Genomic DNA, 22,921 nt, shown 5'->3' on the forward strand with positions numbered 1-22,921 from the left:
GAACTGCAGCAGCGTGCTGTGATCCCCGGCCACGCCCAGCGCACCATAGGTGGCGTCCACCAGCCGGGTGGCGGTCTCCACGATCCGGCGCAGCATGGTCTCCAGGTCCAGGTCGCTGCCCACCGCGATCACCGCGTCCAGCAGCGCGTGCACCCGGTCACGGGTGGCCAGCACCGCCTCCAGGCGTTCTCGCAGCTCCTCCAGCAGCTCGTCCAGCCTCATGTGCGGGACCAACGGCCCTGACCCACCCTTTGCCATACCTCCGAGTCTGCACCCTCGGACGTACCCCCGCCCGCCGGGGGATCGGCGCGTTACCGCCGATGCCGTGCCCGGATACGCGAGAACCCACCCGGGTCCGGGTGGGTTCTCGCGCGTTCGCCCGTCGCTCACCTCAGGATCGGCGGACGCCGCACCGGCGGGGTGCGGGCCCGCCGGGCGCCGGCGCCGAGGGTGTCACCGGCGCCGGCCGGGGCCGGCCCGGCCAGGACGACGGCGTGGACGAGCCGATCGTCGACGAACGGGCCGGTGTCCATCGGGACGGGCGGAGGACAGGAGGCATCGGGGAGAGGACGTCAGCCGGCCCTCGACTCGTGCGAGACACCGAGGTGCGCCGGAATCGCCGGGACGACGACCTCACGCCACCTCGAGCCGACCCCGACGGTTTCGAGCGCGCTGCGGTAGGCGTTCGTCTGCCTCTCCGGCGCCCCGGCCCGGCCCCAGAGGTCGCCGATCTCGCGCCAGAGCCTGGCCGAGTCCCGGTCGACGAAGGAGGCCACCGAGGCGACCGGGTCGGCGAGCAGTTCCTGTGCCCTCTCCAGCGCCGGGCCGCCGTCTTTGGAGCGTGCCAGAGCGAGTTCGGCCAGAACCACGTACGCCATCGCCGGCACCGTCCCGCGCACGCCGGCGAGCAGGCCGAGGGCCTGTTCGGCCGGCTCCGCCGCGGCCTCCGCGTCGCCGGAACGCAGCCGCACGCGGGAGAGCACGACCAGGGCCCGGGCGTGCTCGATCGTCCCTGGCGACAGGCGAGAGAGGATCTCGACCGCGGAGGCGGCGAACTCCCCCGCCCGGTCGAGGCCGGCGTCCTCGGGACGCACGGTGGCGATCCACGCCCAGCGCATCGCGCTCCGGACGTATCGGACGGCCATCCTCGCGGGCCTGCCGGCGGCGACGGCGTCCGCCGCGAGCCGGGCGGCGAGCGCGGAGTCCTCCTCCGCCGCCGCGGCCTTGCCGGCCCGCCACAGGCCGAGGACCTCCGAGTCGCGGTCAACGGTGTCGGGCAGGTGGGAGGCGGTCAGCACGCGCTCGACGTACGCGAGCGCGATCTCCATCTCGGCGAGCACGGCGGCGAGCTCGAGGGCGAGGTCGCCCTGGTCGAGCCCGAGCCGGTCGGCCTGGGCCAGAGCATCCATCCCGAGATCCCGGGCGCGCAGCGTGTCACCCGCACGGTAGTAGCAGCGGCAGAGCGCCACGGCGAGCGGGAGGTCGGCGAGGCGCTCGGGATGCGCCGCGGCCTCGCGGCGAAGCAGCTCGTAGGCCTCGACCGCCTGCCCCGTCTCCCCCTGGGCCTCCAGCGCGCGAGCCTGGCCGAAGCGCGCCCGCGCGGCGAGGGCGGCGTTGTCGTCACCCGCGGCCCTGGCCGTGTCCGCGAAGAGCCCGGCCGCGACGGCCGGGTCCCCGTGGCACAGTTCGAGTTCGGCCTGCCGCAGGGCGAGCGCGGTGTCGACGCGCTGGTGCGGCTCGATCCCGTGGAGCAGGAACTCCACGCCGCAGCCGAGCCGCTCGGCGAGCAGGCGCATGACGACCGGGGTGGGGGTCCGCTTCCCGGACTCGATGAGCGAAACGTAACTGTCAGACAGGTCTGGCCCGGCCAACTGCGCCTGGGACATGTGCCTGCTCAACCGCAATCCACGGATGCGGTCACCGATGGTCGTCTGGCCTGCCATCACCGGAGCCGTTCCGTCGGCGGCACGATGAGATCCACGTCCCACTCCTTACGCACGGTTTACTGTCAATTACAGTAGATCGTACTGCTCTTCGTGGCCAGCGGGGCGGTGGCGACATACCGTTTCACCCGGGTTTCGTGGTGGATGCCACCGAAGGATGGGCGGTGCACCAGGCGGCCAGGGCCGCGCGTAGGGCGACTTCGAGGGAGACGGGGTTCCTCTCGTCGATGGCGCAGGCGATGTACCCGTCCGGACGGATCAGCAGGACGGGGAGGCCCGCGCTCGCGGGAACGGCATGGACCACCCGCTCCCCGTACGGCGCGCCCGCCGCCTCCGCCGGATCGCCCGTGGGGGCCAGGAGCACGAAGTGCCCGGCCCGCAGCGCCTCGTACAGCCGGACCGGCTCCCCGGTCAGGTGGATGTCCGGCGCCCTCTGGCCGGCCAGCCGGTGCGCTCCCGGGAGGGCGGGGTAGGAGATGCCCAGGCCCGACATGGCCCCGGCCAGCCGGCGGCCGAGGGGACGGATCCGGCCGGCGACGACCGGGAGCATGGAGCGGGCGGCCCGCGACCTCCGGGTCGAGCCCATGGCGACGGCGAGCAGGATGCCGTTGAGCCGCAGGGCCCTCCTGCCGACCGGATAACGCTCGGTGTGGTAGGTGTCGAGCAGGCCGTCCGGGGCCCAGCCCTGGACCCCGGCACCGATTTTCCAGCCGAGGTTGGCCGCGTCCTGCAGGCCGGTGTTCATGCCCTGCCCGCATGCCAGCGAGTGCACGTAGGCGGTCTCGGCGGCCAGGAACACCCGGCCGACGCGGTAGCGGAGCACCTGCCGCTCGTCGCTGTGGGACCTCGACAGATGGCGGGCGTCGTGCATGCCGAAGTCACTGCCCATGACGCGCCGGGTGGCCTCGCTCACCTCGTGGATGCTGAGCCGGGCGCTGTCGGGAAGCTGGCGCCGCCGGTCCCAGGTGATGACCTGGTACCAGCCGTCGCCGTGGGAGGAGACGAAGGAGAAGCCCTCGTCGTTGGCGACGAGGCTCAGTTCCCGCTCCGGCCGCTCCTCCAGGCGGACGTCGGCCTGCATGACCGACTGCACGGTGGAGCGCCCCGGAAACGGAACGCCCAGCGCGTCCCTCACGACGCTGCGCAGGTCGTCGGCGCCCACGACGAACCGCGCGCGCCAGGTGCGCACCGTGCCGTCTACGCACACGTCGACGTCCACCCCGGCCGCGTCCTGGGACAGCCCGACCGTCTCGGCGCCGCGCACGATCTCCGCTCCGAGCCGGGTGGCACGCTCCTCGAGCACGCGCTCGGCGTTGTGCCGCGGGGTGCACAGCAGGAACGGGAACCGCGACGGCAGGTGGGACAGATCGAGGTCCAGGCCCTCGAACAGCCGGATCCTCTCGACGATCGTGCCGGTGTCGATCAGCTCGTCGGCGACGTCCCGGGCGTCGAGCTGCTCCAGCGTGCGAGCGTGCAGGGGGAAGGCCTGGTTGAGCGTCGAACGCCAGGGGTCCCGCTCCACGATCGTGCAGGCGACACCTCTCGCGGCGAGGTCACCCGCGATCAACAGACCCGCCGGACCGGCACCGACAACCAGCACGTCCGTGTCGAACGGCACCATCAGCGTCTCCAATCCCACGCGAGGCGGCTCCCCGACGCGACCACCGGGATGAAAACCAGCGCCGATCCACTCCTGCCTTCCCCGCACGCTGAGATCCGGCCCCCGGGCCTGACGAGTCGCCGCTCCGGCACCGTCCGTCCTTCGCCGCCGCCCCGTCCGGCCGATCTCGTACGACGACCACCGGCGGCCATTTCATGCTACGACCAGGCTTTTCCCGGCGTGTCGGCGCCTGCCCCACCCGCGGCACCACGGCGGGAGGACCGTCGGCCTGGATCATGACGCGTTCCCCGGTTCCCGGCCCGCGCGGGCTTCCCCGCAGGCCTCACGGGTCTCACCGGTCCCACGAGCCGATCCGGAGAAGCCCCTCCGCGCACGTCTCCCGTGCGCGTTCCCCGGCGAGTGCGAGACCGGACGGGGGCGGGCGGCGCCGACCAGTCCGGCAGCGGCTGCCGTTCCAGGGTCGCCCGGTCGAGCGCGCGCCGGGTCAGGACCTCAGGAACGGGTGAGGATCACCACCGGGATGTCGCGCGCGGTCTTTCGCCGGTAGTCGGCGTACTCGCCATGGATCCCCACCATCTGCTCCCACAGGGCGGGCTTCTCCTCCTCCGTCGCGGTCCGCGCGACGGCGGTGAACACCTCGTCCCGCACCTGCGCCTCGACCCGCGGCAGGGCCAGCAGGTTGTGGTACCACAGCGGGTGGTCGTCGGCCCCGCCGTTGGAGGCGACCACCACGTAGGCGTCGCCGTCACGACCGTAGATCAGCGGGGTCCGCCGCTTCAGGCCGGACCTGCGGCCGACGGTGGTCAGCAGCAGGGTGGGCCTGCCGTGGTAGAGGTGGCCCTCCGCGCCGTTCGACTCGACGTACTTGCGAAGGTGCTTGGAGACCCAGGCGGTGGGGGAATCGATGATCTCGTCGCTCATGCGGCTCACGCTATAGGTCTCCGGCGACATTTCTTGATCCGGTTCTTCCGGCCGCGCGGCGATCCGGCCTTCTCGCCTCGTCCGGCCGCGGCCCCGTCCGCGTCGGCATCCGGACGGGCCTATGTCATCCGGTGGTCGCCCCTGGCCTGGTCGTGGCGTGCGCGGGCCTCCATGACCGCGGGCATCTCGCCCTCCAGCCATTCGATGAGGTCGAGCAGGCGCCGGGCGGCCTGATCGCCGAGCGGCGTGAGGCTGTACTCGACCTTCGGGGGGATGGTCGGCTCGGCCTCACGGTGGACCAGGCCGTCGCGCTCCAGAGCCTGCAGGGTCTGGGCGAGCATCTTCTCGCTCACCCCGTCGACCCGGCGGCGCAGGGCGTTGAAGCGGTAGGTCCCCTCGTGGAGCGCGACCATGACCAGGATGCCCCAGCGGCCGGTGATGTGCTCCATCGTCTCGCGCGAGACGCATCCGCGCATGAAGACGTCGAAGGTGAGCTGGCTGAACCCGTCCAGCGGGATCGCGGCCTGGTCGTCCATCCGTCCACTTTACTTTCTCGCTGCACCGCACAGCAGAAAGCACTAACTTTCAGTTGGCACTGTGGATTAGTTAGTACTAACCTGACGGCGACCCTTTGAGCGAGGAGAAGCGAAATGATCGTTGTCACCGGTGCCACCGGCCAGCTCGGCCGCCTGGTGGTGGACGGCCTGCTGGAGAGCGTGCCCGCCGGCCAGGTCGTGGCGGCCGTGCGGGATCCCGGCAAGGCCGCCGACCTGGCCGCGCGCGGCGTCGAGATCAGGGAGGCCGACTACGATCGGCCGGAGACGCTCGAGCGGGCCTTCGGCCCTGGCGACACGGTCCTGCTCATCTCGAGCGACGCCGTCGGGCGGCGTCTCGGCCAGCACCAGGCCGTGGTGGACGCGGCCAGGGCGGCCGGGGTCGCCCGCATCGTCTACACCAGCGTGCTGCACGCCGACACCACGCCCCTGACGCTGGCCATCGACCACCGGGGCACCGAGGAGCACATCCGCGCCTCCGGGGTCCCGTTCACCTTCCTGCGCAACAGCTGGTACACCGAGATCTACGCGACGTCCGTCCTCCAGGGCGTCGAGCACGGCGCGATCCTCGGCGCCGCCGGTGACGGCCGGGTCGCCAGCGCGTCCCGCGCCGACTACGCGGCCGCGGCCGTCGCCGTGCTCACCGGCGAGGAGGGCGGCGACAGGATCTACGAGCTCTCCGGCGACACCGCGTGGAGCCTGCCGGAGCTGGCCGCCGAGACGGCCACGCTCTCCGGCAGGCCGGTCGTCTACCGGGACCTTCCGCACGCCGACTACCTCCGGACCCTGATCGACGCGGGCCTGCCGGAGCCGGTGGCGGCCATGTACGCCGACATCGACCTCGGTATCGCCCAGGGTGTCCTCTCCCACACGCCGGGCGAGCTCAGCGCTCTGATCGGCCGTCCCACCACGCCGCTGCGCGAGTCGGTGACCGCCCTCCTCAAGGAGGCGTGAACTCCGGTGACGAAGCCGCCGCCGGGAAGCGGGCGCGCACCGTCATGACGAAGCCGCCACTCCGAAGCGGGCCTGGACTTTCTTGGCGGAACGGCACCGGCCGGCCGGGTCCCCGCGGCGGCTCAACGGCGGCTCAGCGGCGGCTCAGCCGCCCCGCAGCAGGTCCGCGACGGCGGCGATGCCGTCGGAGACGGTGTCCGGAGTCAGGTTGCCGAATCCGAGAACGAGCCGTGCGGGAGACGCCCGTCGTTCCGGCGGATCGAGGAAATAGCCGCTGATCCCGTACAGCGCGACGGACCGGCGACGGGCGGCCTCGACCACGGCACGCTCGTCCGTGCCCGGCGGTAGCTGGGCGACGGCGTGGAAACCTGCTGCCAGCCCGCGTACCTCGACCTCGGGCGCGTACCGCCCCAGCGCGTCCACGAGGGCCGCCCGCCGGGCGGCGTAGCGCGTCCGCATGTGGCGCAGGTGGCGGTCGTAGTGACCCGACCGCAACAGGTCGGCGAGCGCGAACTGGTCGAGGACCGGCGAGCCTCGGTCGGCGAGCCGCTTCTGGCGCGCGACGTCGGCGGACAGCCGGGGCGGGCAGAGGATCCATCCGAGACGCAGAGCCGGGGCGAGCGACTTGCTGACCGAGCCGAGGAGCACCACCCGGTCCGGAGCGAGACCCTGCAGCGCCCCGACCGGTTCGCGGTCGTAGCGGAACTCGGCGTCGTAGTCGTCCTCGATGATCGTCGCGTCGCGGGCGACGGTCCAGGCGATCAGTGCCTGCCTCCGGCCGGGAGCCAGTACGACCCCGGTGGGCGACTGATGGGCGGGGGTGAGCAGCACGGCACGCGCGCCGGTGGCCGCGAGCGCGGCGGTGTCGACACCGTGCTCGTCGACGGGTACCGCGACGACGTCAAGGCCCGCCGTCGCCGCGGCGGCGCGGTGGTCGGGGTCGCCGGGATCCTCCACGGCCACGACACGCACGCCCTCCCCCGCCAGCGTACGCAGGACGAGCTGCAGCCCTTGCGCGTACCCCGCGCACACGACGGTGTGAGCCGCGTCGGCGGCCGCCCCGCGAACCCGTCGCAGGTAGGCGGCGAGCACGTCGCGCAACATCGGGTCACCGTACGGGTCGCCGTAGCCGAGCAGGTCGCTGGGCACGTCGCGGCAGGCGCGCCGAAGGGCGCGGCTCCATCGCTCGCGGGGGAAACTCGACAGGTCGGGCACACCGGGCCGGAAGTCGATCCCGACGGGCGCGGTGGACCCGACGGGCGCGGTGAGCGGCGACGGCGCGTCCACCGGCGGGCGGGCGGCGGCGGCCACCCGTGTGGCCGAACCGCCGCGCGTGACGAGGTAGCCCTCGGCCTGCAGCTGCGCGTAGCACTCGGTCACCAGGCCGCGCGAGACGCCGAGGTCACGGGCCAGGGCGCGTGAGGACGGGAGCCGCTCACCGGTGGCCAGCCGACCGGCGCGGATGCTCTCGCGCAGCGCGCCCTCCAGCTGCTCACGCAAGGGTTCCGGCCGGTGCCTGTCGACTCGCAACAGGAGCTCCGGCCCCGAACCGGTCCACTCGATCGACATGAAACCGGACCTTATCGCCGAGCCGGTTCCCGCTCTAGGGTCGGCCCATGACTCACCGGAAGAGCGCCGCCGACGAAGCCGGGAAGGACGCCGGGGAGCCCCGGGAGGACCGCGGAGAGCGTCAGGGGGACGCCGCGGAGACCCGAGGAGAGGACGGGGAGGCACAGGGGAACGGCACCCGCGTTCCGGATCTTCGTATTCTGAACCGCCCGGTGGTCCTGCTGCTGGCCGCCTCGCTCGGCGCCCTCGGCGGCTTCTACCTGCTGGCGCCCGTCGTGCCCCTGTACGCGGCCACGTCCGGTTCGGGCGGGGTGGGCGCGGGCCTGGCGACCGGCACCATGATGCTGGGAACCGTGCTGACGGAGTTCGCGGCGCCCGGCCTGCTGCGCTCGTACGGCTACCGGGCGGTCATGGGACTGGGCCTGCTCCTGCTCGGGACACCTGCCCTCCTGCTGCCGGCGTCGGCGTCGATGCCCCCGGTGCTGGGGATCTGCCTGGCGCGGGGTGCCGGGCTCGGACTCGTGGTGGTGGCCGGTGCGGCCCTGATGGCCGAACTGGTGCCGGCCGGCCGTCGCGGCGAGGGGCTGGGACTGTACGGGGTGGCCGTCGGGATTCCCTCCATCGCGTGCCTGCCGCTGGGGCTCTGGCTGAGCGAGCACGTCGGCTACGGGCCCGTCTTCGTCGCCGGGGCGGCGTCGGCGCTGCTCGGGCTGGCCGCCGTACTCGGCCTGCCCTCCCTGCGCGCGCGGACCGAACGGCACGGCGGGCCCCGGGGCGGAACCCGGAGCGGGACCCACGACGGAATCCGGAGCGGGACCCGAGGCGGAATCCGGAGCGGAATCCGGAGCGGGATCCTCGACGTCCTCCGCGACGGCGGCGTCGCCAGGCCCGCGATCGTCTTCGCCATGATGACACCGGCGGCCGGTGTCCTGCTGACCTTCCTCCCGCTGGCCGCGCCGGAGCGGTCACGCGATCTGGTCGCGCTGGCCCTGCTCACGCAGTCCTGTGTCACGCCGCTCGCGCGCTGGGCTGCGGGCCGGTACGGCGACCGTCACGGCCCCGCTCGCCTGCTGGTCCCCGCCGTCCTGGCCGCCGCTCTCGGCACGGCCGGGCTCTTCTGGGTGGACGTCCCCCTCGCGATGATCGCCGGCATGGGGCTGTTCGGGGTGGGCTTCGGCATGGCCCAGAACGCGACCCTGGCGCTGATGTTCGAGCGCGCCCCCGAATCCGCCTTCGGCCAGGTGAGCGCGGCATGGAACCTCGCCTACGACACCGGGCTCGGCGTCGGCGCGGTCGGGTTCGGACTCCTGGCCGGGTCGGTGGGCTACCCGGCGGGATTCGCCGTCACCGCCGCCGTGCTGTTCACCGCACTCGCTCCCGCCCTGTACGACCGGGCGGCGGGCAGCCCGGCGAGCGGGGCAGAGAACGCCGCGACATGACCGGCGACGCGAGGGAGCGGCGAGCCTCCCGCCGAACACGCAAGCCGCACGGAGACGCACGGAGACACACGCCGAGCGGCGGGGTTCCGGCGGCCAGGGTCCTGACGACCAGGATTTCGACCACCACGGTTTTGACAACGAGGGCTTCGGCGACGAGGTCCCTGGCAACGAGGGAAAATCTCATGGGAACGGTTCTTCTGAACATCACGGTGTCGCTTGACGGCTTCGTCGCCGGCCCCGGCGTCGGCATCGAGCGCCCCATGGGCGAGGGCGGTGAGCGGCTCCACGAGTGGCTGTTCAACGACGACGCCGACCGGGACGTGGACGCCGGGGTGCATCGGGAGCTGTCCGCCTCGACGGGGGCGGTGGTGGTGGGCAGGCGGACCTTCGACGTGGGGGTGGGCCTGTGGAAGGACACCCCGTTCCCCGTGCCGTGCTTCGTGCTCACCCATGAGGACCGGGAGGAACTACCCATGAAAAGCGGGACCTTCACCTTCGTCTCCGACAGCCTCGAGAGCGCGATCCGGCAGGCACGGAAGGCGGCGAAGGAGAAGGACGTCCTCGTGATGGGCGGGGCGGACATCGCCGGGCAGCTCGTGAGAGCCGGGCTCGTGGACGAGATACAGCTCCAGCTGGCACCGGTGCTGCTCGGGGCCGGAACCCGGCTCTTCGACCACCCGGGAGGCGACCGCGTCGAACTGGAAAGGACCGGCCTGGCCGGGTCCGCGCGCGTCACGCATTTGCGGTTCCGCGTGGTGAGACAGGGGGTGGGCGCAGCGCCGACCGGCGTCCCGCACGTGTTCGGGTTCTGAAGGCGTTGAGACGTCCGGGCACGGCACTCACATACTGATTCGATGGGACATCGCGCGAATTACGTGATCGTAGAGTCGGGTCGTGCCTCGATTCACCACTCCCAGTTCGGCGCGCTCAACATCGCCGTTGACGCGCTGCTCGGGCCGCAGGAGCTGGCGGACTACGCCGGTGAGCTGGAGACCCGCGACAAGCTCACCGATGACACGTGGTGCGAGGGCGCGCTCCTGGCCGACTATGACGTCAGACTGCTGCTTCTGCACACCGACCACGGCCCCGCTCGTGAGAGCATCGGATTCCGGCGCGCGTACCTGGCCGTGTTGCGGGAACGCTGGCCCGGCTGGCAAGTGCGTTGGGCGACCCGCGACCAGGCGGACATCGTCGATCACCTCGGGATGAATCCGGAGAACGTGATCGAAGACCGGTCCCCACAGTGGCCTGCGATGACCGTCGCCGACGTCGTCGCAGGACTCGGCGTGGCCTACACCGTTTTCAACAAGCCGGTGACCACCGAGGACTACCGGCGCTCGGTGGATCTCACCGAGTCACCGCCCGGCCTCGGCGGGCCCCACGCCGAAACGGTCCTGACCGTACGCTTTGCCGACGGCGCCATCCGCGACTTCAGCTGCGGCTGGGACATTCCCGTCGGCGCTGCACTCGACACGGGTCCCGGCCTCCTTGCGGCACTGGCCGACCAGGCCGGTCACCGGCTCCCCAACGAGCTGTGCGCAGGGGAAGGTGCCTTCGTCGATGCCCGCACCCGGCGGATCTGGGCTTGGCCCACCCCGCGACGCAGGGGCCTGGAACGCTCTGCTCAACGGTGGCCTGGCTGGACCGTAGGGTGGCACGACGAGGGACTACCCGAGCAAGCCGCCCGGTCGGGCCGACCGCCCGCACCATACCGGCTGACCGCCGACCGCCTGCTCCGCCTCGGTGCCCGGTTACTCGGCGCCGGCCAGGAACAGGTCTGGAGCTGCCTGGAGGAACACGCCGCCGCCCTGCGGCAGCAGGGCGGCCAGATCCTCCACCAGAGCCGGCGTCCACCCGCACGAGCGGACCTTCCCGATGAGCGTGCCCAGGCCTTCCTTGCCCGCATCCTCGCTCACGCTTGACGCGCTCCCCGGCCGGCACGGACGCCGTGTTCCCGTGCTTTCCCGCCTTCGTGGACGAGCCCGCCCCAGTGAACGGCGGCCGGTCTCACCCGTTCGGGACCCGCTCCGCGCCGGCGGTGGCATCCTGGTCGTCCGCTGGAGCCTCCGGGAAGTTCAGCCCCCACCAGGCGGTCCAGCGGGATTCGAAGTCGGCGTGCGCGGCGTCGTCGAGGCCGTACGTGGTGAGCACCATCATGGCGGTGCCGCCCGGATTGGCGGGCGAGGGCGGGTTCTGGGCCGTGATCAGCAGGCCGTCGCCCCAGCCGTCGACGGTGAGACCGACCTGGTTGGCCGAACGGAACCAGACCTGGCCGCGCAGCGTCTCCCCGGTGGGCCCCTCCAGCTCGTACGGGCTCGCCGGGGACAGTCCGGCCACCGCCGCGAGGCCGGCGGCCTCCAGCACCGGCGTGACCGCCGCGCCGGAGAGGAAGACCGTGCGCCGGTCGGCTCCCGGGTGCCGTTCCAGGGCGAACGCGAGCTGGTGGACGAAGGTGATCCAGCCCTCGGTGATGTCGTCGTAGTAGGCGTCCCACTCGGGGTCGCCGCCGCGCGGGGCACGGGTCATCCGCAGGCGCGTACGGTCGCCGAGGCCGGTCAGCTCGAACAGGTCGCCGCCCTGGACCTCCAGCCGGTGCTCGGCGGCCGACTCCACGACGTTCTGGTGGTAGATGACCTCGATCTCCTTGTCGAGGCCGTCGAAGTGCCAGCCGTGCCAGCGTCGGATCAGCTCGGGATCGCGCAGCGCGCCCCACACTTCGTCGACGGGTGCGGCGATGGTGACCTCGAAGGAGAACGGCTCGTCTGTCATCGGATGCCTCTCAACGTGGGGCCCCGGACCTTGGTCCCGGGACGGATGTCAACTGCGGGTTTCCGGCGTGCCGGGGGCGGGCTGTCCGCCGGTTTCCGGCGTGCCGGGAACCGGACGTCCGGCGGTTTCCGGTGTGCCCTGGACCGGACGTCCGGCGGTCTCTCGCGGGCCGGGGGCCGGATGTCCACCGGCGACGAGGCGGTAGGGCCGCCCTCCGGGGGTGTCGAAGCGGGCCGCGACCTGCGAGAAGGCTTCGGCGAGCGCGTCGGTGAAGTCGTGCACGTCGCCGGGCTCGGCGAAGCGCACCCGCGCCTCCAGGGTGAACGTCAGCAGCCGGACGCCCCGCCGGTCGGCGGCGGCGGCCATGCGGGTGACGTCGCGCACGGTGCCGGCGGCCACCTCGACGAGATGCTCGGCGGCGTACTGGTCGGCGACACGGCGGAAAACCCCGGCCACCTCGGCGGTCGCGGTGGCCCTGTCACCGTCCCCGTCGCCGTCGCCACCGGCTTCGCCGGTCTCGTCGCCTCCAGCCGCCTCGCCGGCCTCGTTGGCTTCGCCGGCCTCGTTGGCTTCGTCGGGTGAGGTGAGCACGCCGGGATCGACGAGGAAGGCGTTCGCGGTGACGCCCATGACGCGCTCGACGAAACCGCGTCGCGGGCGCTCCTCCACCAGCTCGATCAGCCCCGCCTCCTCCAGCACCCTGAGGTGGTATCCGACCCGCTGGCGCGGCAGGTCGAACTCGGCCGCGAGCTGGACCGCGGAGGCGGGCTCGCGCAGGCGGGCGAGAAGCCGGCGGCGGATCGAGGTGAGCGCCACGCGCAGACGGTCGGGCTCGTCCATGAGCGTCATCTCGGTCGCGGCCATGCCTCATGAAACCATTAGACAAATTAATCTGTCAATTGACGGCGCGACCGGAAGCGACCGTGGGAAAGCGGTGGCCGGGCCGCCGTCATCCGGCGCACGCCGGTGGAGCGCTCCGGTCAGTCGTGGCGCGGGATGCCGGAGACCTCGTGGTCGGCGTGGAACAGAGCCTCGCCGATGAGCGCGCGGACATGGGCGTCGCGGGCCCGGTAGAGCACGCGACGGCCGTCCCTGCGGGTGCGCACCAGCCCGGCAAGGCGGAGTTTCGCCAGGTGCTGGGAGACCGAGGGACGCGCGACCCCGATGGCCTCGGCGAGCGAGCCGACGTCGTACTCCCCCGACGACAGCAGCCACATCAGGCGCAGCCTGGTGGCGTCACTGAGCATCCTGAAGGCCTCGATGGCGGCCTCCACCTGGGCGCCGGTGGGTTGTTCCTGCGACGAGTTGGCACCTGATTCGTTGTCGCGTGCATACATGACTACATATACTCCGGGAAAAGGGCACCGGTAGCAAACGAGGTAGCCATGTCCGACCAGAAGGGCGCGGGTTCTCCATCCCCCGGCGAACCCACCGGCCCCCGTTCTCCCCGCGGTCAGGACCACGAGGCCGCGCACGATCCGCCGCCCGGGCACGGGCCCGCGCATGAACAAGGACACGGGCACGGTCCCGCCCACGGGCACGAGCACGGTCCCGCCTACGGGCACGGGCACGAGAGCGGGCGAGACGACGGCCGCGAGCCTCGGGGGCACGGTCACGGCCGTCATCACGAGCACGGCCACGGGGGGCGGCTGACGGCGGGCCGGCGGTTCGGAGGACTGCTCTCACGAGCCGGCCACACCCTCACCCCGCACAGCCACGACAGCGCGAGCAGGACGGACTCCGCCCTGGAGTCCAGCAGCCGCGGGATGCGCGTACTGGCCGTCTCCTTCGCCGTGCTCATGGTGACCGCCGCGGTCCAGGCGGTGATCGTCGTCTTCTCCGGCTCGGTCGCCCTTCTCGGTGACACGCTGCACAACGTGGCCGACGCGCTGACCGCGCTCCCGCTGGCGATCGCCTTCTCCCTCGGGCGCCGGGCGGCCACCCGCAGGTTCACCTACGGCTACGGCAGGGCCGAGGACCTGGCCGGGATCGCCATCGTCCTGGTCATCGCCGCCTCCGCCGCGCTCGCCGGGTACGAGGCCGCGCGGCGCCTGGCCGACCCCCAGGAGGTGCGGGCGCTCGGCTGGGTCGCCGCGGCGGCCGTGATCGGCTTCGCGGGCAACGAGTGGGTGGCCCGCTACCGGATCCGGGTCGGGCGCCAGATCGGATCGGCCGCGCTGGTCGCCGACGGGTTGCACGCCCGCGCCGACGCCCTCACCTCGCTGGCCGTGCTGCTCGGCGCGGGCGGCGCGGCCCTGGGCCACCCGATCGCCGACCCGATCGTCGGCCTGCTGATCACGGTGGCCATCTGTCTCGTCCTCAGGGACGCGGCTCGCGAGATCTACCACCGGCTGATGGACGCGGTCGATCCGGCACTCGTCGACCGCGCGGAGCGGATCCTGGCCGCCACCGGCGGCGTGCGACGGGTCGGATCGGTGCGGTTGCGCTGGGTGGGCCACACGCTGCGCGCCGAGGTGGACATCGTGGTCGGCGAGGACCTGTCGCTGCTCCAGGCGCACGCCGTGGCGGTGGAGGCCGAGCACCGGCTGATCCACCACCTGCCCCGCCTGAGCGCCGCCACCGTGCACGCCGATCCCGACGGCCTGGAAGGCGCCGACCACCACGCCGTCCTGGCCGGACACCGGTAGGACGGGCCGGACACCGATAGGGCGGGCCGCGCCGGAAGGTCGAAGGTCGCGAGACCGCCTCGCCGGACGCCGTCCGCGGACGCGTACCCGCACGGGCCGGGGCGCGGGAGAGGTAGTCTCGCGTGATCACCGTCGCGGCCCGCGGAACGGATCGTCCGGCCCGGCCCGCAAGCCGTGGCGGATCGCCCCCCGATCCAGGAGAAACGGCTGCGTCGGCCGACCACAGCAGAGGACGCCCCGGCTGGCTGCACCTGATCGGCACGGAGGCGGAGGCCGAGCGGGTGTATCACCAGTCCGGGCAGTACGGCATCGGCTGAGCGTGGGCGTGCCGCGACCCCGGAGCTATGCTGGGCCGACAGCGGTCAGAGACGACGGAAAGGCCACGCCATGAACGTGACCATGCTGCCGGGAGGCACCCTCCGCGTCCCCGCGACGACCACGCTGGACAACGGCACCAAGATCGACGGCACCCGCGACATAGGCCGCGACGACCCCGAATACCCCCAATGGCTCGCCCTGGCACAGGACGAGGACGAGCAGCGCCGCCGCGAGGTCGAGGAGCGCGACTCCGACCGCGAGATCCTGGCCCGCCGGAGCGCGTGACCGCGTCCTCCGGCCGTCCGGAGCGTCCTGTGGCGCCGGCGTGAACGGCCACGTGCCGCGCATCTCGCGCTGGCTGCGCGCCCGCCCCGCCCGGGCGGGCCGTACCCGCGTCCTGGCGGTCGAGGGACGCTCGGGGTCGGGCAAGTCCACCCTCGCCACCGCCCTGGCCGCGGAACTGGCCGCGCCCGTCGTACGGATGGACGATCTCTACCCGGGATGGGACGGCCTGCTGGGAGGGGTCGACGTGCTGGTCGAGTGGGTCCTGCGACCGCTGAGCCTGGACCGGCCCGCGCGGTGGCGACGCTACGACTGGGCGGAGGGCGCCTACGCGGAGTGGCACGAGGTCCCGGGCACCGGGATCCTGGTCCTCGACGGTACCGGCTCCGGCGCCCTCGCCGCCGCGCCGTACCTGAGCGGCCTGCTGTGGCTGGAGGCGGCCGACGGGGTGCGCAAGGCCCGCGCGCTGGAGCGCGATGGTGATCTCTACGCCCCGCACTGGAACCGCTGGGCGGCTCAGGAGGAGCGTTTCCACTCCCGCGACGACGTCCGTGCCCGCGCGGACCTGACGATCGCCACCGGCTGAGGCACGGGCGGGACAGACGAGGCGGCGGAGCGGGCGGAGGAACGGCCCGGGCCGGGTGGGAACGGCCCGGGGCCAGCGGCGCGGCCGGGCCGGGGGTTGGAAGCAGTTGCTGGTTGAGCATGTATCAGGATGCGTGAGTGAACGCGAAAGAGGGGGTTAAGGTGCGGGGTGTCCACCCGATCACCGTTTACCGGTGGTTATCGGGAAGGCGCCTGGCCCGTGCCCGCTCGTAAGGTCGGACGGCTGTTCCGCGGACCCGTTCGGCATCCGGTGCGTGCTGGCCTGGGCGCATCTCCGGGAAACCCTGCCCGGCCGCCTGCGCCCGTGCGCCAACGACGACTGCCGCCTGTTCCTCGTGGACCACACCCGGGCCAACTCCCGCCGCTGGTGTTCGATGGCCGCCTGCGGCAACCGCCTCAAGGCCCGGCGGCACCACCGGCGCGCGACGAACCGGGACGACGACTGAACGGCGACTGACCGGCGACGGGATCGGACAGGCGTACGACACCGGGCAGGCGCACGGCGGAGGGACGCCGGGATCCTGTTCCCGCCGTGACGATCGAGATCTACGCCTTGAAATCGAACATGAAATACGATCGAATGAACACGAAAGGGTTCCGGAACGGCATCGAACAATCGTTGATCATCCCCGTACCGCCGAGCGCGAGACGCGCCGGGGCCGGGCGTGCGAGGCCCCACCCGCCGCATCGGGGGTGACACCGGAACCGCAGGCGCATGACCACTCCGAGGAGAACCCGTGACCACGTGGATGCTGCTGGACTACGGCGAGGTCATCTCCATGCCACAGCCCTCCGACGCGACGGCCTCCATGGCGAAGCTGATCGGCCAGGACCAGGCGACCTTCCACGACCGCTACTGGCGCCACCGCGAGGCCTACGACCGCGGCCAGGCCTCCCACCTGTACTGGGGCGCGGTTCTCGGCAGGACGCTCGCCGGCGACGATCCGCTCGTCGCCAAGCTCGACGCGGCCGACGTCGAGAGCTGGTCCCACCTGAACCCGGAGACCCTGCGCGGCATCGAGGACCTCGCGGGACGCCACAGGCTCGCCCTGCTGTCGAACGCCCCCGAACCGCTGGCGGCGGCCATCGACGACGCCCCCTGGGCAGCGGCGTTCACCCATCGCTTCTACAGCTGCCGCATGGCCCTGACCAAGCCGGACCCCGCCATCTTCGAGGAGGTCCTGCGCCGCCTCGACGCCGCCCCCGGCGACGTCACCTTCCTCGACGACCGGGCCGTCAACGTCCGCGCCGCGGCGGCGCTCGGCATCAACGCCCTCCTCTACCCGGAGTGGCCGCCTTCCCCTCGCTCGGGCTGACGGGTTCGTAAGGCCGCGTACAGGGCGATGTGCCGCTCGGCGGCCGACCGCCAGGTGTGGCGGGCGGCGAGCAGGCGGCCCGCGGCCAGGCGCGCGAGGTCGGTTCCGGCCAGTGCCGCGCCGATCTGGGCGGCGAAGCCCGCCGGGTCGCCGGCGAAGCGCGCGGCGGTCCCGAACACCTCGCGCATGACCGGCAGGTCCCGGGTGACCAGCGGCACGCCCGCCGCCAGCGCCTCCATGGCGGCCAGGCCGAAGCCCTCCTTGAGCGAGGGAAAGGCGAAGACAGCCGCGGAGGCGACCAGCGACGGCAGCTCCTCGTGGCCGACGGGACCCAGGACGACCGGTTCCACGCCGAGGACCGCGGCACGCTCGGCCCACCGGGCCCGGTAGTCGCGATAGTCGAACAGGGTCTCGCCCCCGGCGATCACCAGCTTCAGGCCGGGGTCTCCGGCGGCCAGCGACGCGTACGCCTCCAGCAGGTCCAGCGAGCCCTTGCGGGGCTCGATACCGCCGACCGTGAGGACGTAGCGTCCCAACCGGTCCCTCCAGCGGCCGTCGCCGCGCGCGGCGGCGTCCGCGAACCGGTCCGCCTCGACGCCGTTGGGGATGACCGTCGCGGTGATGCCCCATCCGCCGGCGAGCTCGGCGGCGACGGCACGCGAGACGCAGACGTGCGCGCGGGGTTCGACGATGGCGCGCTCGTGACAGGCGGCCAGCTCGGGGGTGGTGAAGTGGTCCAGGTGGTGGACGGTCCGCACGCACCGCTCGACCGCGTTGGCGCTGATGCAGTCCTGGGCGTGCACGATGTCGTAGCCGCCGGGGGTGAACGCCTCGCGCAGCGCGGAGATCGAGCGCAGCACCCGCTCCCCCACCGTCTCATCCGCCACCTCGCCGAAGGGCACCACCACCTGCCGCACCGCGGGCGCCACGGGCCGGAAGAACCCCGCGTCACCGCCGCGGCCGAGCGTCCAGACCGTCACGTCCTGGCCCGCCTCGGCCAGCGCCTCGGCGAGGTTGAGGGTGTGCACGACCCCGCCGCGCGGCTTGGTGGAGTACGTCAGCAGCGCGATCCTCATCGCCGGGAACGTCTCTGGGGCGTCTCTCGCGCCTACCGTGCCGACCGGGCCCGTAGTGCCCCCGGTGCCCCCGGTGCTCATCGCGCCCGCCGCATGCGCAGGGTGCGCAGTGCGTCCGGTGCTCACCGCGCCCGGCGTGCGCGCGTCGCTCATGAGGCTCCCCGGTAGCTGCCGGGCCTGCGCTCGTCGAGATGGCTCAGCACCCGCCGCGCGGTGGCGATCTCGGCGGCGACGTCCACCTCGGCGACCGCCAGGCCCGCCTTGGACCAGGTACGGGCGAGGATGTCACCCCCGGGACCGACCACCTTGGCCTGGCCCAGGAAGCGCATGCCGCCCATCGCGCCGGTCTGGTTCGACGAGGCCAGGATGACCTGGTTCTCGGCGGCACGGGCGCAGTCGTAGAGGTCGAACAGGCGCGACTGGCGGTCCTGGGCCATCCGGGGCGCCCGGTTGGTGATGCTGGTCGGCCAGGCCGACAGGCAGGCGACGATCTGCGCCCCGTCCAGGGCGAGGCTCCGCGCCGACTCGGGGAAGGTCTTGTCGTAGTCGATGAGCATGCCCACGCGGCCCACCGGGGTGTCGAAGGCGTCGAAACGCTCGCCGGGCGCGTACGCCGCGATCTCCCCGGCCGGCAGGTGCACCTTGCGGTGGCGTCCCAGCACGCCGTCGCCGCTGACACACGCGGCGCTGTTGTATCTGCGGGTGCCGTCGGCCTCGCAGTAGCCGACGCACACCACCATCTCGGCGGCCAGCTCGCCGACCCGCTTGATCAGCGGGTCGTCGGGGCCGAGTGCCGGGGGCAGCGCGTCGGGGTCGGGATGACGCAGGTCGGCGAGGTAGCCGCCCAGCGCGGCGTCGGGCAGCACCAGCAGCCCCGTCCCCGCCCTGCGGGCGTCGTCGATCAGTTTCGCGATGCGCCGCAGGTCGAACTCCAGGTCCCGGCCGAAGTGCGCGGAGGCCGCGGCTATGCGGATCACGGTTCAGGATCCTCCCACGGCGAGCGCGGGACGGTAGGCGTCCGGGCGGCGGTCGCGCAGGTGGCCCATGGAGCGGCGGGCGGCCTCCAGCGCCGCCCGCACGTCCAGTTCGGCGACCGCGACACCGCCCGGCACACCGGTACGGGCCAGGATCTCCCCTCCGGGGCCGACGACCTTGGCGCTGCCGACGAACCTGAGGGAGCCGAAGACCCCCGACTGGTTGGCCGACAGCCATACCACCTGGTTCTCCAGCGCCCTGGCCTGGTCGAAGAGGTCGAACCTGCGGGTCCAGCGGTCGTCGGCGAGGTCGGGCGCGGGATCGGTCCTGCTGGCGGGCCAGGCCGACACGCACACCACGATCTCGGCACCGTCCAGCGCCAGCGCCCGCGCCGACTCGGGGAACGCCTTGTCGTAGCAGATCATCATACCGAGACGGCCGACCGGGGTGTCGAAGGCGGAGAAGGAGTCACCGGCCGCGAACAGCGCGTTCTCGCTGAGCGGCTGGTGGACCTTGCGGTGGTGGCCGAGCACGCCGTCGCCGCTGAGGCAGACCACGCTGTTGTACCTGCGGGGGCCGTCGGCCTCGCAGTAGCCCGCGCAGACGACCATGTCGCCCGCCAGAGCGGCCAGCCTGCGGATCTCGGGCCCGGCGGGGTCCAGGGCGGGCGGGGCGTCCTGCGGGTCGCCGTCCATGCTGAGCAGATAGCCGCCCAGGCATGCCTCCGGCAGGGCGAGCAGCCCGACCCCTTCGGCCCGCGCCGCGGTGATCAGCTGCTCGATGCGGGCGAAGCCGCCCTCCACGTCGCGGTCGAACGGCGCCGCGACGGCACCCATGCGTAATTTCACGTTTCTCCTTCCCCGGGTTCTGCGGGTTCTGCGGCCCTGCCCAGCCCGGTCACCGGGCCGGTGATCACCTCGGTCAGCTCCCCGTCCGGCCAGCGCAGCCGCACTCCCCCGCCGGGAACGAACTCGCCGCACGCGGCACCGGAGGCGGGTCCGGCGGCGAGGCCGGGACTGCCGGGACGCTCGGCGGTGAGCATCGCGAAGCCGGGAAAGCAGGTCAGCCAGTCGCCCATGCTGGCCGCGCCGGGCCTGGGCAGGGACGCGACGTCCAGTACGGCGCCGCAGCCGGAGGCCTCGGCGAGCATGCCGAGGGTACCCGCGACGCCCGCCATGGACACGTCCTTGGCGGCGGCCGGGCGGGCGGCGGCGACGGCTCCCAGCATGGCCCGCAGCTGCGGGGTGCGGCGGTGCGTGGTGGAATCCCACTGGCGGCCCGTGTAGCCGGGCCTCCACCCGCCGCCCAGGTCCGCGGTGAGCCACACCCGGTGCCCGGGACGCGCCCCGCCGCCGGGAACCGGCTTCCGGGCGCGGCCCAGCGCGGTGACCGACAGCGCCGCCGGTACGCCGAGCTGGGTGTGACCGCCGAGCACCGGCACCCCGTACGCGTTGGCGGCGCGGCGCAGGCCCGCCAGGACCCTGGCCACCGCCGAGGCGTCGCGGGCGCCCACCGCGTCCAGCAGCCCGACCGGCTCCGCGCCCATGGCCGCCAGGTCGTTGAGGTTGACCAGTACCGAGCACCAGCCCGCCCACTCCGGGTCGCGCTCCACCATGGACGGCAGGATCGCGTCGCAGGCCGCGACCAGGTCGCTGCCCGGCACCGGGGCGCCGTCGTCGCCGACGAAACCGGGACCGCCGGGCGCGAGCCCGGCCAGCAGCGCCCCGAGATCGCTCTTGGTGGCCGCGACCAGCGCGGCGATCCTGCCGACGGGCCAGCGCATCAGCACATGCGGTACGCCGGCCACGGCCAGGGGGCGTACGGGCCGCCAGCCAAGGCGGGTGAACATGCGCTCGGCACCGGCCCTTACGGTGGCCTCGAAGCGCAGCGCCCCGGCCGCCTCGGCCCGCGCGCACGCGGCGCGCACCAGCGCAGGGCCGATGCCCGCGCCGTTGCGTTCGGCCGGGTCGACGGCGAGCCGCCCGCCGCTCCACCACCCGATGTCGGGGCCCTCACCGGCCGGCCCGAGCCGGACGCCGCCGACCACGGCGCCGCCTCGGTCCCTGGCGACCAGGACGACGGTGCGCGGGTCGTCGTCGCGATCGTCCAGGTCGTGGCCGCTGAACACGCGCTGCTCGGTCACGAACACCCGGTGCCGCAGCGTCCGGTAGGCGGCCAGCCCGGACGGGTCCGCCTCCTCCACGATGAAGGAGGGCGCGCGGGTGCCGAGCAGCACGTCGCAGACCGGCTCGGGGAGCCGCGGCCCGCGGCCGGGAGCGGTGCGGCCGCCCCGCCCCGAGCCGCCGCTCAGGGCGGAGGCGACCGGGAGATCGGAGGTGAGGCTCACGGACGCCTCACCCGCCCGCGGCCTGAAGCGCGCTGCACGCGCCGCACGCGGCGCAGCCCGCGCGCTGGTCGGCGCCCGCCATGCCCGCGTCCCGCAGCAGCGCGGCGACGCTCTCGGTCACCCGGCGGACCACGGCCGGGTCGGGGCCCGGCACGCCGTCGCGGCCCGCGAGGGTGTCGCGCATGGGACGGAACGGCACGACGAACGGGTACACGCCGCGCTCGACGAGCCCCGCGGCCCCGGCCACCAGCTCGTCGGGATCCTCGCCGAGACCGACCAGCAGGTAGGTGGAGACGCGGTTGCGGCCGAAGACGCGCACGGCCTCGTCCCAGGCCGCCTCGTAGGCGGACATCGGCACCTCGGACTTACCCGGCATCCAGCGGCGGCGCACCTCCTCGTCGAGGGACTCCACGTGGATGCCGATCGCGGACGCGCCCGCCCGCCTGAGCTCGCCGATCCAGGCCAGGTCGGCCGGCGGCTCGCACTGCACCTGGATCGGCAGGCCGGGTACGGCCTCCAGCACGGCCCGCACCGAACGGGCCAGGACGCGCGCTCCCCGGTCGGGGCCGCCGGTGGTGCCGGTGGTCATCACCATCTGCCGCACCCCGTCCAGGCGCACCGCCGCCTCGGCGACCTCGGCGAGCTGCGCCGGGGTCTTCGCGGCGACGGTGGCGCCCGAGCTCAGGGACTCCTCGATCGAGCAGAACCGGCACCGCTCCGCCTCGCCGTAGCGGACACAGGTCTGCACCACCGTGGTGGCCAGCACGTCGGCGCCGTGCAGCCGGGCGATCCTCTCGTACGGGACGCCGTCGGCGGTCGCCAGGTCGTAGAAGCGAGGACGGCCGACCGCGTGGACGGAGGCACCCAGATCGGTCTCGCCCAGCCACAGCCTGCCGTCCCTGACGGCGTACGGGCTGGCCGGGTTGAGCGGGATCGCGGCGTTGGCGCCGTCGAGGACCAGGTGCCCGTCGTCGCTGGGTCCCGCACCGCCCGCGCGGCGCACCGGGGCGTCCACGCGGATGCCCAGGATGGCCACGTCGACTCTCGTGCCGACACTCACCGGTGCCCCCTCAGAACATGTAGGTCGAGTTGATGATCGCGCCCTTGCGGCCGTAGTGGATCAGCGCGTCCTGCACGTCCAGCGGGTGCGTGGGAATGACGCCCTCGATGAGGTCCTCCTCGCGGGCGCCGTGCAGCGACAGGCCGAACCGGCAGCAGTAGACCTTGCCGCCCTCCTCGATGAACGTCTTGAGCGAGTTGTTGATGTTGTGCTCGCCGGGGAAGGCGGAGTTGCCGGTGGTCGGGAAGCCCCGGGTGGCCAGGCAGTTCAGCGAGCCGGGACCGTAGAAGTAGATCGCGGACTCGAAGCCCTTGCGCAGCGCCCGGGTCGCCTGCAGGATCGCCACGAAGCTCACCGACGACTCGTGGGCGATGCCGTGTACGAGCGTGAAGTACGACTCGCCGTTCTCCGCCTGGTAGTCGGGGAAGACCTTGGTGCCGCCGTACAGGCTGGAGCCCTCCGGGAGGGAGGGGTGCGGGATCTCGGTGAGGCTCTGCTTCTCGAGGTCGGTCAGGTCGGTCAT

Annotated in this window: 25 protein-coding genes and 1 pseudogene; 10 read left to right on the forward strand and 16 right to left on the reverse strand. The window is 73.1% G+C overall.

Translation table 11 applies throughout. The features are described 5' to 3' along the window. The 6 genes and pseudogenes from AB0G15_RS29945 to AB0G15_RS29970 form a co-directional block, all read right to left on the reverse strand. Positions 1–222 (reverse strand): annotated as a pseudogene (locus AB0G15_RS29945) (histidine kinase); the annotation flags it as partial. A gap of 164 nt (positions 223–386) precedes the next feature. Beyond that, entirely contained in the window at positions 387–533 is a 147-nt protein-coding gene (locus tag AB0G15_RS29950; protein WP_362846167.1) for a hypothetical protein, read from the reverse strand. Positions 534–572: 39 nt separating this feature from the next. Next, complete coding sequence (locus tag AB0G15_RS29955; RefSeq protein ID WP_362846169.1) at positions 573–1,943, reverse strand: helix-turn-helix transcriptional regulator; 1,371 nt, start codon at positions 1,941–1,943, stop codon at positions 573–575. Positions 1,944–2,067: 124 nt separating this feature from the next. Continuing rightward, positions 2,068–3,582, reverse strand: a complete 1,515-nt coding sequence (locus tag AB0G15_RS29960; RefSeq protein ID WP_362846171.1) for an FAD-dependent monooxygenase — start codon at positions 3,580–3,582, stop codon at positions 2,068–2,070. A gap of 474 nt (positions 3,583–4,056) precedes the next feature. Then, entirely contained in the window at positions 4,057–4,485 is a 429-nt protein-coding gene (locus AB0G15_RS29965) for a nitroreductase family deazaflavin-dependent oxidoreductase (protein WP_362846173.1), read from the reverse strand. A gap of 119 nt (positions 4,486–4,604) precedes the next feature. Continuing rightward, positions 4,605–5,021: a helix-turn-helix domain-containing protein gene (locus AB0G15_RS29970; RefSeq protein ID WP_362846175.1), complete on the reverse strand. Its 417-nt coding sequence runs from the start codon at positions 5,019–5,021 to the stop codon at positions 4,605–4,607. A 114-nt stretch (positions 5,022–5,135) separates the two neighbouring features. Here AB0G15_RS29970 and AB0G15_RS29975 point away from each other — a divergent pair, with 114 nt between their 5' ends. Then, a complete protein-coding gene (locus tag AB0G15_RS29975) occupies positions 5,136–5,993 on the forward strand; it encodes an SDR family oxidoreductase (protein WP_362846177.1) in 858 nt (285 codons plus the stop codon). 144 nt (positions 5,994–6,137) lie between these two features. Here the strand turns inward: AB0G15_RS29975 and AB0G15_RS29980 are convergent, their stop codons facing one another. Beyond that, positions 6,138–7,562, reverse strand: a complete 1,425-nt coding sequence (locus tag AB0G15_RS29980; RefSeq protein ID WP_362846179.1) for a PLP-dependent aminotransferase family protein — start codon at positions 7,560–7,562, stop codon at positions 6,138–6,140. A gap of 47 nt (positions 7,563–7,609) precedes the next feature. On the opposite strand from AB0G15_RS29980, the gene AB0G15_RS29985 reads away from it, so the two are divergent. From AB0G15_RS29985 to AB0G15_RS29995, 3 genes are all read left to right on the forward strand, one after another. Beyond that, positions 7,610–9,001 (forward strand): MFS transporter, encoded by a 1,392-nt coding sequence (locus tag AB0G15_RS29985; protein ID WP_362846181.1) that lies wholly within the window; start codon positions 7,610–7,612, stop codon positions 8,999–9,001. 182 nt (positions 9,002–9,183) lie between these two features. Beyond that, on the forward strand, positions 9,184–9,813 hold the full coding sequence (locus AB0G15_RS29990) for a dihydrofolate reductase family protein (protein WP_362846183.1): 630 nt from the start codon (positions 9,184–9,186) through the stop codon (positions 9,811–9,813). 42 nt (positions 9,814–9,855) lie between these two features. Next, positions 9,856–10,923 (forward strand): hypothetical protein, encoded by a 1,068-nt coding sequence (locus AB0G15_RS29995; RefSeq protein WP_362846185.1) that lies wholly within the window; start codon positions 9,856–9,858, stop codon positions 10,921–10,923. An 85-nt stretch (positions 10,924–11,008) separates the two neighbouring features. Here the strand turns inward: AB0G15_RS29995 and AB0G15_RS30000 are convergent, their stop codons facing one another. The 3 genes from AB0G15_RS30000 to AB0G15_RS30010 form a co-directional block, all read right to left on the reverse strand. Next, on the reverse strand, positions 11,009–11,770 hold the full coding sequence (locus AB0G15_RS30000; RefSeq protein WP_362846187.1) for an SRPBCC domain-containing protein: 762 nt from the start codon (positions 11,768–11,770) through the stop codon (positions 11,009–11,011). 48 nt (positions 11,771–11,818) lie between these two features. Then, positions 11,819–12,634 carry a helix-turn-helix domain-containing protein gene (locus tag AB0G15_RS30005; protein WP_362846189.1) on the reverse strand — a complete coding sequence of 272 codons (816 nt, stop codon included), beginning with the start codon at positions 12,632–12,634 and terminating at the stop codon, positions 11,819–11,821. A gap of 116 nt (positions 12,635–12,750) precedes the next feature. After that, positions 12,751–13,107, reverse strand: coding sequence for a metalloregulator ArsR/SmtB family transcription factor (locus tag AB0G15_RS30010; RefSeq protein WP_362691390.1), 357 nt, complete (start codon positions 13,105–13,107; stop codon positions 12,751–12,753). 48 nt (positions 13,108–13,155) lie between these two features. Between AB0G15_RS30010 and AB0G15_RS30015 the strand changes: the two genes are divergently transcribed. From AB0G15_RS30015 to AB0G15_RS30040, 6 genes are all read left to right on the forward strand, one after another. Continuing rightward, complete coding sequence (locus AB0G15_RS30015) at positions 13,156–14,418, forward strand: cation diffusion facilitator family transporter (protein ID WP_362846191.1); 1,263 nt, start codon at positions 13,156–13,158, stop codon at positions 14,416–14,418. Between the two features lie 122 nt (positions 14,419–14,540). Continuing rightward, positions 14,541–14,735 carry a hypothetical protein gene (locus tag AB0G15_RS30020; protein WP_362846193.1) on the forward strand — a complete coding sequence of 65 codons (195 nt, stop codon included), beginning with the start codon at positions 14,541–14,543 and terminating at the stop codon, positions 14,733–14,735. A 70-nt stretch (positions 14,736–14,805) separates the two neighbouring features. Further along, complete coding sequence (locus tag AB0G15_RS30025) at positions 14,806–15,021, forward strand: hypothetical protein (RefSeq protein ID WP_362846195.1); 216 nt, start codon at positions 14,806–14,808, stop codon at positions 15,019–15,021. A 40-nt stretch (positions 15,022–15,061) separates the two neighbouring features. Then, complete coding sequence (locus tag AB0G15_RS30030; protein WP_362846197.1) at positions 15,062–15,604, forward strand: phosphoribulokinase; 543 nt, start codon at positions 15,062–15,064, stop codon at positions 15,602–15,604. Between the two features lie 274 nt (positions 15,605–15,878). After that, complete coding sequence (locus AB0G15_RS30035) at positions 15,879–16,070, forward strand: CGNR zinc finger domain-containing protein (protein ID WP_362846199.1); 192 nt, start codon at positions 15,879–15,881, stop codon at positions 16,068–16,070. A 291-nt stretch (positions 16,071–16,361) separates the two neighbouring features. After that, complete coding sequence (locus tag AB0G15_RS30040; protein ID WP_362846201.1) at positions 16,362–16,940, forward strand: HAD-IA family hydrolase; 579 nt, start codon at positions 16,362–16,364, stop codon at positions 16,938–16,940. Here the strand turns inward: AB0G15_RS30040 and AB0G15_RS30045 are convergent. The 6 genes from AB0G15_RS30045 to AB0G15_RS30070 form a co-directional block, all read right to left on the reverse strand. After that, on the reverse strand, positions 16,904–18,016 hold the full coding sequence (locus tag AB0G15_RS30045; RefSeq protein ID WP_362846203.1) for an MSMEG_0565 family glycosyltransferase: 1,113 nt from the start codon (positions 18,014–18,016) through the stop codon (positions 16,904–16,906). The two genes, AB0G15_RS30040 and AB0G15_RS30045, sit on opposite strands and share 37 nt — an antisense overlap. Before the next feature lie 149 nt (positions 18,017–18,165). Next, positions 18,166–18,993 carry a carbon-nitrogen hydrolase family protein gene (locus AB0G15_RS30050; RefSeq protein WP_362846205.1) on the reverse strand — a complete coding sequence of 276 codons (828 nt, stop codon included), beginning with the start codon at positions 18,991–18,993 and terminating at the stop codon, positions 18,166–18,168. Positions 18,994–18,996: 3 nt separating this feature from the next. Further along, positions 18,997–19,839, reverse strand: coding sequence for a carbon-nitrogen hydrolase family protein (locus AB0G15_RS30055; protein WP_362846207.1), 843 nt, complete (start codon positions 19,837–19,839; stop codon positions 18,997–18,999). Beyond that, complete coding sequence (locus AB0G15_RS30060; RefSeq protein ID WP_362846209.1) at positions 19,836–21,338, reverse strand: MSMEG_0567/sll0787 family protein; 1,503 nt, start codon at positions 21,336–21,338, stop codon at positions 19,836–19,838. Before AB0G15_RS30060 ends, AB0G15_RS30055 begins: the two co-directional genes overlap by 4 nt. Positions 21,339–21,345: 7 nt before the next feature. Beyond that, positions 21,346–22,398: an MSMEG_0568 family radical SAM protein gene (locus AB0G15_RS30065; RefSeq protein WP_362846211.1), complete on the reverse strand. Its 1,053-nt coding sequence runs from the start codon at positions 22,396–22,398 to the stop codon at positions 21,346–21,348. Between the two features lie 10 nt (positions 22,399–22,408). After that, the gene (locus tag AB0G15_RS30070) at positions 22,409–22,921 is read right to left on the reverse strand and encodes an MSMEG_0572/Sll0783 family nitrogen starvation response protein (protein ID WP_362691351.1); all 513 of its coding nucleotides are present in this window, start codon (positions 22,919–22,921) and stop codon (positions 22,409–22,411) included.

It is taken from the genome of Streptosporangium sp. NPDC023825 (assembly GCF_040639575.1).
In the GTDB taxonomy this organism is placed as follows: domain Bacteria; phylum Actinomycetota; class Actinomycetes; order Streptosporangiales; family Streptosporangiaceae; genus Streptosporangium.

Coding starts and splice junctions, on each gene's coding strand:
- AB0G15_RS29990 (WP_362846183.1), top strand. CDS start 9,184: ATGGGAACGGTTCTTCTGAACATCACGGTGTCGCTTGACGGCTTCGTC.
- AB0G15_RS29955 (WP_362846169.1), bottom strand. CDS start 1,943: ATGGCAGGCCAGACGACCATCGGTGACCGCATCCGTGGATTGCGGTTG.
- AB0G15_RS30005 (WP_362846189.1), bottom strand. CDS start 12,634: ATGGCCGCGACCGAGATGACGCTCATGGACGAGCCCGACCGTCTGCGC.
- AB0G15_RS30070 (WP_362691351.1), bottom strand. CDS start 22,921: ATGACCGACCTGACCGACCTCGAGAAGCAGAGCCTCACCGAGATCCCG.
- AB0G15_RS29950 (WP_362846167.1), bottom strand. CDS start 533: ATGGACACCGGCCCGTTCGTCGACGATCGGCTCGTCCACGCCGTCGTC.
- AB0G15_RS30010 (WP_362691390.1), bottom strand. CDS start 13,107: ATGTATGCACGCGACAACGAATCAGGTGCCAACTCGTCGCAGGAACAA.
- AB0G15_RS29995 (WP_362846185.1), top strand. CDS start 9,856: ATGGGACATCGCGCGAATTACGTGATCGTAGAGTCGGGTCGTGCCTCG.
- AB0G15_RS29985 (WP_362846181.1), top strand. CDS start 7,610: ATGACTCACCGGAAGAGCGCCGCCGACGAAGCCGGGAAGGACGCCGGG.
- AB0G15_RS29980 (WP_362846179.1), bottom strand. CDS start 7,562: ATGTCGATCGAGTGGACCGGTTCGGGGCCGGAGCTCCTGTTGCGAGTC.
- AB0G15_RS29965 (WP_362846173.1), bottom strand. CDS start 4,485: ATGAGCGACGAGATCATCGATTCCCCCACCGCCTGGGTCTCCAAGCAC.
- AB0G15_RS30025 (WP_362846195.1), top strand. CDS start 14,806: ATGAACGTGACCATGCTGCCGGGAGGCACCCTCCGCGTCCCCGCGACG.
- AB0G15_RS30000 (WP_362846187.1), bottom strand. CDS start 11,770: ATGACAGACGAGCCGTTCTCCTTCGAGGTCACCATCGCCGCACCCGTC.
- AB0G15_RS29970 (WP_362846175.1), bottom strand. CDS start 5,021: ATGGACGACCAGGCCGCGATCCCGCTGGACGGGTTCAGCCAGCTCACC.
- AB0G15_RS30015 (WP_362846191.1), top strand. CDS start 13,156: ATGTCCGACCAGAAGGGCGCGGGTTCTCCATCCCCCGGCGAACCCACC.
- AB0G15_RS29975 (WP_362846177.1), top strand. CDS start 5,136: ATGATCGTTGTCACCGGTGCCACCGGCCAGCTCGGCCGCCTGGTGGTG.
- AB0G15_RS30045 (WP_362846203.1), bottom strand. CDS start 18,016: ATGAGGATCGCGCTGCTGACGTACTCCACCAAGCCGCGCGGCGGGGTC.